Here is a 14698-nt window from a genome sequence, read left to right as displayed (position 1 = left end):
ATGACGATGAAAGGCATTTTACTCTGGTTGATCGGCATTCCGATCCCGGTAATTATTCTGCTCTACCTCTTCCACGCATTCTAAAATTGCGATCGATTAGCGGTTATGGCAAGGCGCGTCACGGGCGCGCCTTTTCTTTTGGCTGGGGCGGTCTTGTAGCTTTGACGGAACCAATAGAGCGACCTCCCGTTAACTCCATCAGCTAAGACAAGGAGATCGCCATGCTTTATTATGCACTCGTATTTCTCGTTGTGGCGCTGATCGCCGGCGTATTGGGCTTTGGCGGCATTGCCGGCGCTTCCGCCTCGATCGCTCAGGTTCTTTTCTTCCTGTTCCTGATTCTGTTCGTCGTGTCTGTGGTCATGCGCCTCATGCGACGCACCTGACGAAAACCTATCTACAAAGTGAAAGCCGGCGCTTGCCCAAGCGCCGGTTTCCTTTTGTCGGTAGGTGCGATCCCACGTGCGGCCGAAATGCCTCCTTTGAAACATCTTGACTTGAATTATCGCAATGGTGTCCAACTTTCCCGGAATGGCTCCAAAAGGGTGGAGGGCACAACGGAGCCGTGTCGCGCGTCGCCCACACAGGTCCGCGTTTAAACCGTTTCGCATCGTTGGTTGATTACCGTTCCGATCTTGCTGTCCGGGATCTAGAAACCCCGGTGCTGTTCATGCGGCAGTCATATTCGGCAGTGCAAAAGGCAACGCAAAATCATCATAATTTTGTTTGGATCCAGAACCGAACCCATGAACATTTCCGCCACGTCTCCGAACCCGTCCCGCGAGCCCGAAACGAAGCAGATCGATCATAACGACTCGATCCGCTCAACTTACCTTTCCATCGAAGATATCAAGGCCATAGGCGCCTCTGTCGCTGCCCGCGGCATAGACTCGCTGCCGGCTTTTGCGCCCTTCGATTTTTTCGCGCGGCACAAGGAGAACGAAAAGGAGATCCTGCGGGTCTACCGCACCACGGCAACAGACGTGGAATCCGGTGAAACCATCACTCCGGCGGCGGAGTGGCTGCTCGACAACCACTACATTGTCGAGGAAGCAATCCAGGAAGTGCGTCGCGATTTCCCGCGTCGCTTCTACCGAGAGCTGCCGACGCTTGACGTCAACGGCGTACAAGTGCCGCGCACGCTCGCGCTTGCATGGCTCTATGTGGCCCACACCCACAGCACAATCTCGCAGGAAAGCCTCACAGCCCTCGTCGATGGATTTCAGCAGAGCGAGACACTGAAGATCGGTGAGCTTTGGGCGCTGCCGTCACTGGTCCGCTACGTTCTCGTGGAGAACCTGCGCCGCATCTCTATCCGTGTCGAACGCAGCCGCCGGATGCGCCGACGCGCCAATGAGGCTGCGGATGAGCTCGTGCGGCTGACGGACCCGACGAAGGCTGCCGAATATCTCAGGTCGCTGGAATCGCTTGCGGAAGACAACACCTTCGCGACGCAGTTCCTCTACCGCATGCGTGACGGCTCTCAGGCGTCCAGCGTGGCGATCGCCTGGCTCGACGAACGCCTTGAGGCACTCGGGCGCGATACCGAAGAAACGACAATGGCGGAGCACAGCCGCCTGTCCTCCGGCAACGTCACGATGGGCAACATCATTCGCAGTCTTCGCGAGATCGACGACACCGAATGGTCCGTCTGGGTGGAGCAGGTCAGCCACGTCGACAAGCTGCTTTGGGATCATTCCGATTATGGCGATCTCGATTCAGGCTCTCGCAACAAATACCGCAAGCAGATCGAAAAGCTTGCCAAGCGCTCGCCGCTGTCGGAAATGGAGATCGCCCAGCTGGCGCTCGATATGACCGAGGAGGCCAAGGCCTCCGACGAACCGCAGCAGCGTGAACCAAATGTCGGCGGTTTCCTGACCGGCGTGCAAAGACCCAAGCTGGAAGCGCGGTCAAACTATCGCCCGACTCTGACGCAGCATTTTGTTCGAACCGTTCGTCGGTTTAACTGGCTCTCAATCGCCGTTCCCGTGATCCTTCTGACCATCATCGCGATGGCGATCGTCGGGAGGTTCATGGCCAATGCGGGCATGGGTCCACTTGAGATCGCGATCCTGCTGATCATGTTCTCGCTTCCGGCCTCCGAAGGTGCGACCGGCCTCTTCAACACCGTGCTGTCGTTTTTCGTGACGCCGGCTCGACTGGTCGGTTACGAATTCAAGGAGGGCATCCCCGAGGAGGCCCGTACGCTTCTGGTCGTTCCGTGCTTGATCTCGAACCGTGACAGTGTTGACGAGCTGGTCCGCAATCTCGAGGTACACTACCTCGCCAACCCCCGCGGCGAGATCTACTTCGCGCTGCTCAGCGACTGGCCGGACAGCCAGGTCGAGGAAACGCCGGCCGACCTCGAAGTTCTAGACTATGCCCGTCGCGAGGTCGCGAACCTCTCAGCGCGCTATGCCTTTGATGGCAAGACGCGCTTTTACCTCTTGCATCGCCGCAGGCTCTACAATCCGTCCGAGGGCGCTTGGATGGGCTGGGAGCGCAAACGTGGCAAGCTGCACGAACTGAACCTTCTGCTTCGCGGTGATCGCGATACGACCTACCTTCCGGGCGCCAATGTCGTGCCGGCAAACATTCAGTACGTGATGACGCTCGATGCCGACACGCGCCTTATGCGTGACACGGTCACGAAGCTCGCCGGCAAGCTCTACCATCCGATCAACCGTCCCGTCATCAATCAGGCTACAGGGCGGGTCGAAAGCGGCTATGGCGTGCTGCAGCCACGTGTCACCCCGTCGCTGACGACAGGCAAGGACGCGTCGGTCTTCCAACGCGTCTTCTCGATCAACCGCGGCCTTGATCCCTACGTCTTCACCGTGTCCGACGTCTATCAGGACCTTGCGGGCGAGGGCACCTTCACCGGCAAGGGGCTCTACCAGGTGGATGCCTTCGAGGCATCTCTGAAAGGGCGAATTGACGAAAACTCGGTGCTCAGCCACGACCTCCTCGAAGGCTCGATGGCGCGCTGCGCGCTCGTCACCGACCTGGAACTGGTTGAAGATTTCCCGATCCGCTATGAAGTCGAAACCTCGCGTCAGCATCGCTGGGCGCGTGGCGACTGGCAGCTGCTGCCGTATATGTTCAACCCGAAGCATGGTGTGACCGGGCTCGGCCGTTGGAAGATGTTTGACAATTTACGCCGCTCGCTGACGCCCATCGCCTGGTTTTTCGCCTCCGTGCTCGGCTGGTACTTCATGAGCCCGCTTGGCGCGCTCGTGTGGCAGATTCTCTTGATTTTCTGCCTCTTTGTCGCCCCGACCCTGTCGCTTATTCACGGCATCATTCCGCGCAGCAGCGATGTGGTCGCAAGCGCTCACCTTTATACCGTTTGGTCCGACATTCGTGCGGCCAATGCCCAAGTCGCCTTGCGGATCATCTTCATCGCCGATTCCGCATGCATGATGGCCGACGCTATCGGCCGCTCGCTCTATCGCCTGTTTTTCAGCCACAGGCTGATGCTGCAGTGGCGCACGGCGGCGAGCGTCCAAGCGGGCAAGCAGGGAACGATCCTGTCTTACTACCGGGCCATGTGGCACGCACCAGTATTGGCCTTGTTTGCGCTCGGCTTCGCGGCGCTCTCCGGTGACAATGCATATCTCGTCGGCGTCCCTTTCGCTTGCCTGTGGATCCTCTCGCCGTTGGTCGCCTACTATGTCAGCCAGTCGGCCGAGACCGAAGACCGACTTGAAGTTGCGGAATCTGTCTCCACCGAGCTTCGCAAGATCGCCCGCCGCACTTGGCGGTATTTCGAGACGTTTACGACCGCCGAGCAGAATTATTTGCCCCCGGACAACGTCCAGGAAACGCCGCATGTGATTGTGGCCACACGCACGTCTCCGACGAACATCGGCGTCTACCTGCTGTCCGTTGTATCCGGCCGCCAATTCGGATGGTTCTCCTTCGAAGAAACGATCGAACGGCTTGAGCAGACCATCGCAACGATCGACAAGATGGAAAAATTCCGCGGCCATCTCTTCAACTGGTATCACACCGATACGCTCCAGACGCTCGGACCGCGTTACGTTTCAGCGGTGGACAGCGGCAACCTTGCCGGCCACTTGATCGCGATTTCGTCCGCCTGCCGCGACTGGGCAGAAGCGCCGTCGGCCCACATGCAGGGCAACCTCGACGGCGTCGGCGATACGGCGGGTATTCTTGCCGAGGGGCTGTCGGAGCTGCCGGATGATCGCAAGACAGTTCGTCCGCTGCGCCGCCGCCTCGAGGAACGCATCATCGGCTTCCAGAATGCGCTAGCCGCGGTCAAACGCGAACATGAATTCGCATCGATCCGCATCATCAACCTCGCCGTCCTGGCGCGCGACATTCAGAAACTTGCCGCTAACCTCGACCATGAGGTGAAGTCCCCGTTGAGCGCGGAAGTCACGCGCTGGGCGGAATCGCTGGTTAAGGTCTGCGAAGCCCATATCTCCGACAGCACCTTCGATCTGTCCAACATCGACGCGCTACGGCCTCGCCTGATTGCGCTGCGCGACAAGGCCCGCGACCTCGCCTTCTCGATGGACTTCGGCTTCTTGTTCCGACCTGAGCGTCGCCTGCTTTCGATCGGCTATCGCGTCGAAAGCGCCGAGCTGGATCAGGCCTGCTACGACCTGCTGGCGTCGGAATGCCGCCTCACCAGCTTGTTCGGCATCGCGAAGGGCGATCTGCCCACGGAGCATTGGTACCGTCTCGGCCGCCAGGTCGTTCCGGTTGGCTCGCGCGGCGCGCTTGTCTCCTGGTCCGGTTCGATGTTCGAATACCTCATGCCCCCGCTCGTCATGCAGGAGCGTGGCGGAGGCATCCTCAACCAGACCAATAATCTCGTTGTTGTGGAGCAGATGAATCATGCCCGCAAGCTGGGCATCCCGTGGGGTATTTCGGAAGCGGCCTTCAATGCGCGCGACCATAACCTCAACTACCAGTACACGAATTTCGGCGTCCCATCGCTCGGTCTGAAGCGCGGCCTCGGCCACAACGCGGTCATCGCGCCGTATGCTTCGATCCTTGCCAGCCAGTACGACCCTGACGCGGCGCTTGAAAACCTACAGCGCCTGCGCAAGCTCGGCGCGCTCGGCAAGTTCGGCTACCACGACGCCGTCGACTTTACGCCGACCCGCGTGCCGGAAGGCAAGACTTGCGCGGTCGTCTATAACTACTATGCTCACCACCATGGCATGTCGATCGCTGCAGTCGCGAACGTCGCCTTCAATGGTCACCTGCGCGAACTCTTCCACTCGGATCCAGTGATCGAAGCTGCCGAGCTCCTTCTCCAAGAGAAGGCACCGCGGGATATTCCGGTCATGAGCGGCAAACACGAATCCGACACCCCCGCTAGCATTCAGGACGATCTGTTGCGCCCTGAACTACGCAAAATCTATGATCCCGCGTCGCGTGATCGCGAGCTGGTCTTCCTCTCGAACGGCCACTACTCGTTGATGCTGACCGCGACAGGCGCCGGCTATTCGCGGTGGAACGGCCAATCGGTCGCCCGTTGGAAAGCTGATCCGACCGAGGATCGCTGGGGCACCTTCCTCTTCCTTCGCGATACGGCGACCAACGAATGGTGGTCGGCAACCACGGAGCCGAAGAGTGTCGAAGGCGAAGAGGTCAAGGTTCTCTTCGCCGACGAAAAGGCGGAGTTCACCAAGACGGTCGGCGACATCACGAGCGAAGTCGAATGCATTGTCGCCACCGAGCATGACGCCGAAGCGCGGCGCCTGACCCTTGTCAATTCCGGGACGGAGGATCGATTTATCGAAGTGACCTCCTATCTCGAGCCCGTTCTCGCGACGGACGACGTCGACAACGCCCATCCGGCATTCGCGCGCATGTTCGTCAAGACGGAGGTCGGAAAGCGCGGTGACGTTATCCGCGTCGAGCGCAACAAGCGCGATCCGAACGAGCCGAACATGGCCGTTGCTCACCTTATCGTCGACACCTCCGGCTCGACGCGCGAGACTGAGTTCGAAACGGACCGCCGCAAGTTCCTCGGCCGCGGTCGCAGCCTCGCGAATGCTGCCGCCTTCGACCCGGGTGCGACCCTTTCCGGCACGGATGGCTTCACCCTCGATCCGGTTCTCTCGCTTCGCCGTACGGTCCGTGTGCCCCCCGGCAAGAAGGTCAGCGTTATCTTCTGGACCATTGCTGCGCCGAGCCGCAACGAGGTTGACCAGGCAGTCAATCGCTATCGGCATGCTGACGCCTTCAACCACGAACTGGTCCAGGCATGGACCCGCACGCAGGTGCAGATGCGCCATGTCGGCGTGACATCGCAGCAGGCCGCGGCCTTTCAGCATCTTGGCCGTCACCTTGTATATCCGGACATGCACCTGCGCGCCGATGCCGCCGCAGTCGCAGCCGGCATGCAATCGCAGTCATCGCTTTGGCCGCTCGCGATTTCGGGCGACTTCCCGATCTTCACGCTGCGCGTCACCGACGACATGGACCTCGACGTCGTCAGGGAAGCCCTGCTTGCGCAAGAATACCTACGCTCGCGCGGCGTCACTGCCGATCTGGTCATCATGAACGAACGTGCATCGTCTTATGCCCAGGACATGCAGCATGCCGTCGACCAGATGGCCGAAAACGTCCGCCGCATGGGCCAGGCCGATGGTTTGCGTCAGCATATCTTCACGGTGCGCAAGGACTTGATGGAAGAAGCGACGTATCACGCCCTCATCTCCGCCTCGCGTGTCACCTTCCACGCCAAGAACGGCAAGATTCTTGACCAGATCAACCGTGCCGTCGCGTTGTTTGCTCCGTCCAAGGAAGAACAGCAGGAACTGGAGCGTGCCGATCGGGCAAAGGCGCCCGTCAAGCGGGCTGCGCCGACGCCCGCCCCACGTCCGTCAAAGGTCGTAATCGAGGAGCAAGGCGATCTCAATTTCTGGAACGGCATCGGCGGCTTCGCTGTCGATGGTCGCGAGTATGTCGTGCGTCTTCCCGGTGGCCACGCGACGCCTCAGCCTTGGATCAATGTGATCTCGAATGAAAAATTCGGCTTCCATGTATCTGCAGAAGGCGCAGGGTTCACGTGGAGTGTAAACTCGCGCGATTATCAGCTGACGTCGTGGTCGAATGACGCGGTCATAAACCGGCCGGGTGAGGCGATCTACGTTGTCGATCGCGAGAGTGGAGCGGTTTTGACACCGTTTGCGAGCCTCTCGGAACGGCAGGATATTCGCTTCGAAGCACGGCATGGCCTGGGCTATTCCGTATTCTCGAGCGTCCAGAATGAAATCGCGCTTGAGGTCACGCAAACCGTCGATCGGGAAAAACCGGTCAAGCTTCAGAGAATCCGGCTACGCAACACTGGCACCAAGCCGAGGAAGCTGCGGCTCTACGGCTATGTCGAGTGGATTCTCGGCAACAATGCACAAAAGTCGGCGCCGTTCATCCTCTCGGAGCACGACGCGGAGACGGGTGCGCTGTTTGCCAGCAACAACTACAGCATCGACTACTCCGGTCGCACCGCCTTCTTTGTGGCGAGCGAAAAGCCGTCGAGCTTTACCGCCAGCCGTCGGGAATTCATCGGCAAGACAGGCACGATCCAGGCACCGCACGCTGTGAGCTCTGCCGCCCTCCTTTCCGGCGCCACCGAGCTCGACGGCGATCCGGCAGCGGTGCTAGCGATCGATATCGAGATCGCGCCGGGCGAGGAGCGGGATGTCTGCTTCTTCCTCGGCGAAACCAAGACGAGGGCCGAGGCGAGCGCGGTAATCAACGATATCCGCAAGGTCGCCTTCGACGACGTAGTCCAGGCAAATCGCGGCTTCTGGCAGCATTTCACTGGAAAGCTGCAGGTTTCCACGCCTGATCAGAGCATGAACAACCTGATCAACACCTGGTTACCTTACCAGAGCCTCGGTTGCCGCATCATGGCGCGCACGGCCTTCTATCAGGCCAGCGGTGCCTTTGGTTTCCGCGATCAGCTCCAGGATACGCTGGCTTTCATTGTGCACGAGCCGTCGATCGCCCGGAAGCAGATCCTGAACGCCGCCTCGCGACAATTCCGCGAGGGAGATGTGCAGCACTGGTGGCTGCCCGGTACCGGCGCAGGCGTCCGAACGCTCATTTCGGACGACGTTGTCTGGCTCGCCTATGCGATTCACCACTACTGCAGCGTTACGGGCGACAAGAGCGTCCTCGACGAACAGCTCGCCTTCCTGGAAGGTCCGGCACTTCTCGAGGGCCAGCATGACTCGTTCTATTTGCCTGAGGTGTCCGACGACACCGTCAGCGTTTACGAACATGCCGCCATCGCGCTTGATCTTGCCATCGCCCGGAAGGGCAAGAACGGTCTGCCGCTGTTCCTCGGCGGGGACTGGAACGACGGCATGAACCGCGTCGGCATCGGCGGACAGGGTACGAGTGTCTGGCTCGGCTGGTTCCTGGCCGGCGCGCTGCGCTCCTTCACTGCCTATGCCCAAGAGCGCGGCGACACGGCACGTGTCGAGCGGTGGACAAGGCACCTCACCGAGCTCAAGGCTGCGCTTGAAACCGTTGCCTGGGATGGCAGCTATTACCGGCGTGGTACCTTTGACGACGGCAGCCTCCTTGGCTCAAAGGAGAGCCTGGAGTGCCAGATCGATTCGATTGCCCAATCCTGGAGCGTGCTCTCCGGGGAGGGAGATCCGGCGCACGCAGCAAAGGCAATGAACTCAGTGCTGGACAAGCTGGTCGATCCTGAAGCGCGGATCATCCGGCTCTTCACCCCGCCCTTTGCTAACTCGGCTAAGGACCCCGGCTATATCAAAGCCTATCCGCCAGGTGTTCGTGAAAACGGCGGCCAATACACCCATGCCGCGACCTGGGTGGTGATGGCTCTGGCCGAGCTTGGCCGCGGCGATGAGGCCTTGCGTTGCTTTGAACTCCTCAATCCGATCAGCCATGCGCGGGATCCGGCCTCGGCAGAACGCTACCGCGTCGAACCTTACATCATTGCCGCTGACGTCTACGGCGAAGGCTCCCTCACAGGACGCGGCGGCTGGACATGGTATACCGGCTCCGCAGGCTGGCTCTACCGTGCGGTGACCGAGGGGATCCTCGGTATCCGGATAAAGGACAGCCGCTTGCATGTGCGTCCGGCCTTGCCGAGCACTTGGGATGGCTTCTCTGCGGAGATCGAACATTTAGGTGCTAAATATCTCATTTCGGTCTCAAAATCGTCCCAACCAAGGGGCTACGATGTGACCATCAACGGACGCGAAGTCACCGATCCCGGTGAGGGATATCCGGTCGGATAACAGCATTCTTCCACGCTAATCATCCGGCGATTCGTTGCGGCCAAAAGGGAACCCTTTTGGCCGCAACTGCGTTTGCAAATCGTAAAGCAGGAGAAGTCCATGGCCGTAGCGCTTGAAGGAAAGATCAGCGCCAAGCAAATTTCTGTGTCGGTAGCGACGCCGAAACGTGACACCAGATTGGACGTTCTGCGCGGCCTCGCGCTCATCACGATTTTTATCAATCATGTCCCAGGGCAGATTTTTGAGAATCTCACAACCAAGAATTTTGGATTTTCCGATGCAGCCGAAGGCTTCGTCCTAATCTCGGGGATTGCGGTCGGCCTGGCCTATGGATCGCGCTTTCAACCGGCCACCTGGTGGCAGACGGCGATGAAGGCCACGAAGCGATCGTTTACACTTTACCTGGCTCACATGATTACGACGTTCATGACGCTGGCTCTTTTTCTGACCGGCGCTTGGATCTTCCATCGGCCTGGGCTTCTGTGTGAGATCAACATCCTTGCCGTTCTCACCAATCTGAAGGCCGGCATTCCCTCGCTGCTACTGCTTGGGCACCAGATCGGCTACAACAATATTCTCCCGATGTATGGCGCACTGATGTTGATGGTGCCGGTCATACTGTTGCTCAATGCCGTAAGCCCGCTCCTTGCGCTTGCCGTTTCGGGCGCCGTATGGCTGGTTGCCGGCGTCTACGAAATTGCTCCTCACAACATGCTGATTGAGGGCTATTGGTTCCTTAACCCGTTGTCCTGGCAATTCCTCTTCACCATCGGCATTGTCGGAATGATGCATGTGCGCCGCGGCGGCAAACTGCCGCAACATCCCGTTCTCTTTGGACTTGCGGCCGCCTATGTCACCTTGTCCTTTGCCTGGGTTGTCGGTCAACTCTGGAGTTTCGGAATTGCGCTGGCGTCGTTCGGGTTGCCGCCGGTGCTGACGGGCTTCGACAAAACATTCCTGTCGCTGCCGAGGCTGCTGCACGTCCTGGCACTCACCTATCTCGTCCTCAATATTCCAGCGATCTCGCGCTTGCTTCGCAGGTCCACGGACAACCCGCTGACCATTCTTGGTCGCCATTCGCTCAGCATTTTTGTCGCCGGCACGATTTTGGCGATGGTGGGTCAGGTGGTGCTCTACATCAACAACCACGATCGCATCGTCGGCCCGATCTTTGTGGTGATCGGCATCGCTGTCCAGTTTGCCTATGCCTATCATCTTGAGCGTAAGCGGAAATTGGAGGCCGGGAGCCACAGGCGGTTGCCCGACCGAGGTTTCGTTCCGGTTCCCGCGCACGTCGATCGTTCTAGGGATCGGCGTTAGGAGGCGAGACGCTTTCGGCGGTTCGACGCTCCCAGCCCGCTATCCTGCTGCGTACTCCAATTGCAAAAACCTTGACTCCTGTGGAAAACCTTTTAAGAGCAACGGCGGAAAAGGAATATCCATGGTTCGCCACGAACACGCCATTGCTGCATGCAATGACCGGGCACTTAGTGCCGGGATGGATATTGCCGTTCCGGTTTCTTCCAAAACCAAGGCCAAAACGACGACGAAAACCGTCTAACGTCTCTGGCCTGCCGCTCTCTCCCCGGCTCGGCTGGGGACAAGGAAGACGCGATGTTTTCGCGCTTCCCCCCTCACCGGACAAGAGGAGAGAAGAGAAAGAGAGCTTGAGAAATGGGTTTTAAAGTTGCAGTTGCGGGAGCGACCGGAAATGTCGGTCGGGAAATGCTCAACATCCTCTCCGAGCGCGGTTTCCCTGCCGATGAAGTCGTAGCACTTGCGTCCGCGCGCTCGCAGGGCACGGAAGTGTCCTACGGCGACAAGACGCTGAAGGTCGCAAATCTCGAGAATTACGATTTCTCCGACACCGATATCTGCCTGATGTCGGCAGGCGGCGAGGTCTCCAAGAAGTGGTCTCCCAAGATCGGCGCACAGGGTTGCGTTGTCATCGACAACTCCTCGGCATGGCGCTACGACGCGGACGTACCGCTGATCGTTCCGGAAGTGAACCCGGACGCCGTTACCCAGTTCACCAAGCGCAATATCATCGCCAACCCGAATTGCTCGACTGCACAGCTCGTCGTTGCTCTCAAGCCGCTGCACGACTTCGCCAAGATCAAGCGCGTCGTTGTTTCGACCTATCAATCGGTTTCCGGCGCCGGCAAGGATGGTATGGACGAGCTGTTCAACCAGACCCGCGCCGTCTTCGTAGCGGATCCGATCGAGAACAAGAAGTTCACGAAGCGTATTGCCTTCAACGTCATTCCGCACATCGATAGCTTCATGGAAGACGGCTACACGAAGGAAGAGTGGAAGGTTCTCGCCGAAACCAAGAAGATGCTCGATCCGAAGATCAAGGTGACCTGCACGGCAGTTCGCGTTCCGGTCTTCATTGGCCACTCCGAGTCGGTCAACATCGAGTTCGAGAACGAAATCACTGCCGATCAGGCACGCGATATCCTGCGCGAAGCTCCGGGCTGCCTCGTCATCGACAAGCGCGAGAACGGTGGCTACATCACGCCATACGAGTCTGCCGGAGAAGACGCGACCTACATCTCGCGCATCCGCGAAGATGCGACGGTCGAGAACGGCCTGAACATGTGGGTGGTTTCCGACAACCTTCGCAAGGGGGCTGCGCTCAACGCGATCCAGATCGCCGAGCTTCTCATCAATCGCGGACTTGTGAAGCCACGCAAGAAGGCAGCCTAACCAACTGTTAACTGTGATTTGTTAAGTCCCGCTTATTAAGGTAGGGCTTGCTGGGCGCGGGTTTGCCGTTTTCGGCCTCCCGCGCTTGCCAATTCAAAGACGGTGACAATATTGCCGGAAGCGGGCAGCTGGCCCGGTTTGAAGGCTAGTCAGATCGGGATCGGGGTATCTCCATGCGCATGACGAAATTTTTGCTGGCAGCTGCGGCGGCCTGTACTCTCCACGCAGTTCCGGCAGCGGCCACAGCCGCCCAGTGCGGCAATAACGGTGCCGGCTTCGACGCCTGGGTTGGCGAGTTCAAGCAAGAGGCTGCTGCGAACGGCGTGAGCCCGTCGGTTCTTGATCGCGCTTTTGCGAACGTTTCCTATAACAGACCGACCATCGCCGCAGACCGCGGCCAGAAGAGCTTCAAGCTTTCCTTCGACGCTTTCATGCAGAAGCGCGGCGGTGCAACGATCATTTCCCGTGGTAAGGGTATGAAGCGTGCCAATGCTGCGCTCTTTGCATCGATCGAACGCCGATATGGTGTTCCCGCTGGCCCGCTGATCGCGATCTGGGGCATGGAGACCGGCTTCGGCAGCTACATGGGCAACCAGCACACCATGTCGGCCGTATCGACACTTGCTTACGATTGCCGGCGCTCTGATTATTTCACCGATCAGCTTTACGCAGCGCTTCAACTCGTCTCGGAAGGCTACCTCAGCCCGCAGGCGCGAGGCGCCGCGCACGGCGAGATTGGCCAGACGCAGTTTCTGCCACGCAATGTCGTGCGCTTCGGCGCCGATGGCGACGGCGACGGTCGCGTCGACATGGTCGGCTCGCGCGCGGATGCGCTGGCCTCGACGGCTAATTTCCTGAAGGGCCATGGTTGGCAGGCCGGCGCCGGCTATCAGCCCGGCGAACCCAACTTTGCAGCGATCGCCGGCTGGAATGCCGCGACGGTCTATCAGCAGGCCATTGCCTACATCGGCCAGCAGATCGACGGAAACTGAGAATCCAACACTGAGCCACGAGCGCCGAACTGAAGTTCGGCGCTTTTTATTTGGGCTTAGACATCCGGTCGAATGAAGTCGCGGGTTTCGGCATCCATCACCCACAGTTCACCGGTCGAAATGTCGAACCATGCTCCATGAAGCGCGATCTCACCGGCCTCTTCCAAGGCCTTGATGTTCGGGAATGTCCTGAGATTCTCAATCGAATTGCGGATCGATACTCGCTCGAGTGCAGTTTGACGCTCGGCGGCAGTCATCACGTCGTTGGCGCCGATCTGTTCTGCCGCAGGCTTCACGAGCGACATCCAGCGTCCAATAAAGTCACCGGGAGAAAGAGGTTCAGCGCTCGGGTCCAGAGCCGCCCTAATGCCACCACAACGGCCGTGGCCCATGACGACGATATCTGTAACCTTCAGGGCCTGAACCGCAAATTCCAGCGCGGCAGACGTCGAGTGGAAATGCCCATCCGGCTCATAGGGCGGCACCATGTTGGCGACATTCCGGACGACGAAAAGTTCGCCCGGGCCGGCGTCGAAAATCAGTTCGGGCGCAGCACGGGAATCCGAGCAGGCTACCACAAGCGTACTGGGGTTCTGCCCGTGCTCCGCTAGTGTCCGATAGCGATCACGGGCGTCCGCATAACGCCCGTTCATAAAGTTGCGATAACCGTCTAGAAGGGTGCTTGGAAAATGCTGCATGATCTTCGATTACAGCCTGCGCAATACAAGATCAATATCGCACCGCACGATAGCCGCTAGCCCTTGCGCCTTTGGGCCGGATGCAGCAGGCGCCTCATCTGAACCATTGCCATCGGCGTTGTCAGGCTCGAGGAGTCGCTCGCAAGCGTCAGTTCATCGCTGCCCCGCTTCACAGCGCGAGCAAGCACCTCATAGACGCTTGCCGTTGCAAGCTGGAGCGCCTTTTCGTCCTCCATGCCGGAGAGAAGCCGCGATAGAAACAGGGCCGCAAGGAGATCGCCAAGACCATTCGGCGGCTTGTCGATAAGGCGATGTTCCGCCAACAGCGCGTGGCGCCCCGAAAGATAGAGGTTCCCCGTGCCGCCTGCCATCATCGGCACGGCTGACGTTACCAGCATGCGAGACGGCCCCAGCGACAGCGCGGCATCCATGATCGCCGTATTGTCATCCAGCGAGGCGCCAACGAGCCAAGCAAGCTCATAGCGATTGGGCGTCGCAAGCGACGCGAGGGGTATCAGATGATCCCTGATCGCCTCCGCCGTTGCCTGCGGCACATAGAGCCCACCCAGGTCCCCCATCACCGGATCGCAGACATAAAACAATTCAGGCTTTCGTTCGCGCAAAGCAGTCACGAGCCGGGCAACCGAGCGTGCCTGCGCCGCATTGCCGAAATAGCCCGAAAGAACGGCCTTCACTTCGCCGATCCACGGCGCGCGGATGAGATCCTCAATCGCCGCGTCAAAATCTGCTTCGGTAAATGTCAGCCGCGTTGACCGACCATGGCCGGGATGCCAGGGGAGCACGATCGTCGGCAGCGCCCAGACCTGGTGGCCGAGGGTCTCCAGCGCAAAGACCGCCGCGCGATTTCCGACAGAACCACGCACAACATGGCTGGAGATGACGATGACAGTTCCTGCAGCACTTTCCGACATGATGCTCCACTCAGCTTTCGACACCCGTTGATCCCCTTTTTGCTGCTTCACTGTCAACCGCTCTTCATAGAGACATGAAAACGTCGGCTCGGGAAATTTCC

Annotated in this window: 7 protein-coding genes and 1 pseudogene; 6 read left to right on the top strand and 2 right to left on the bottom strand. The window is 59.4% G+C overall.

From position 1 onward, the window contains the following. Positions 1 to 221 precede the first annotated feature (221 nt). The 6 genes and pseudogenes from FHT76_RS13225 (at position 222) to FHT76_RS13200 (ending at position 12967) form a co-directional block, all read left to right on the top strand. Positions 222 to 386 (top strand): DUF1328 domain-containing protein, encoded by a 165-nt coding sequence (locus FHT76_RS13225; protein ID WP_016556821.1) that lies wholly within the window; start codon positions 222 to 224, stop codon positions 384 to 386. A gap of 360 nt (positions 387 to 746) precedes the next feature. Then, the gene (locus FHT76_RS13220) at positions 747 to 9266 is read left to right on the top strand and encodes a GH36-type glycosyl hydrolase domain-containing protein (RefSeq protein WP_183864371.1); all 8520 of its coding nucleotides are present in this window, start codon (positions 747 to 749) and stop codon (positions 9264 to 9266) included. A 99-nt stretch (positions 9267 to 9365) separates the two neighbouring features. Continuing rightward, complete coding sequence (locus tag FHT76_RS13215) at positions 9366 to 10586, top strand: OpgC family protein (RefSeq protein WP_183864372.1); 1221 nt, start codon at positions 9366 to 9368, stop codon at positions 10584 to 10586. Positions 10587 to 10641: 55 nt separating this feature from the next. Continuing rightward, positions 10642 to 10827: pseudogene (locus tag FHT76_RS13210) on the top strand (hypothetical protein); the annotation flags it as partial. Positions 10828 to 10940: 113 nt separating this feature from the next. Beyond that, positions 10941 to 11975 (top strand): aspartate-semialdehyde dehydrogenase, encoded by a 1035-nt coding sequence (locus FHT76_RS13205; RefSeq protein ID WP_183754936.1) that lies wholly within the window; start codon positions 10941 to 10943, stop codon positions 11973 to 11975. A 173-nt stretch (positions 11976 to 12148) separates the two neighbouring features. Continuing rightward, positions 12149 to 12967, top strand: coding sequence for a lytic transglycosylase domain-containing protein (locus FHT76_RS13200; protein ID WP_114714200.1), 819 nt, complete (start codon positions 12149 to 12151; stop codon positions 12965 to 12967). 56 nt (positions 12968 to 13023) lie between these two features. Here the strand turns inward: FHT76_RS13200 and FHT76_RS13195 are convergent, their stop codons facing one another. Both FHT76_RS13195 and pdxY read right to left on the bottom strand, forming a co-directional pair. After that, on the bottom strand, positions 13024 to 13665 hold the full coding sequence (locus FHT76_RS13195) for a carbonic anhydrase (RefSeq protein WP_016556826.1): 642 nt from the start codon (positions 13663 to 13665) through the stop codon (positions 13024 to 13026). A 56-nt stretch (positions 13666 to 13721) separates the two neighbouring features. Next, complete coding sequence (pdxY, locus tag FHT76_RS13190) at positions 13722 to 14597, bottom strand: pyridoxal kinase PdxY (protein ID WP_183864430.1); 876 nt, start codon at positions 14595 to 14597, stop codon at positions 13722 to 13724. Positions 14598 to 14698: the final 101 nt, after the last annotated feature.

The organism is Rhizobium sp. BK176, from assembly GCF_024808055.1.
Note: the sequence above shows the minus strand (reverse complement) of the source record. Positions and strands in the feature narration are given on the sequence as shown.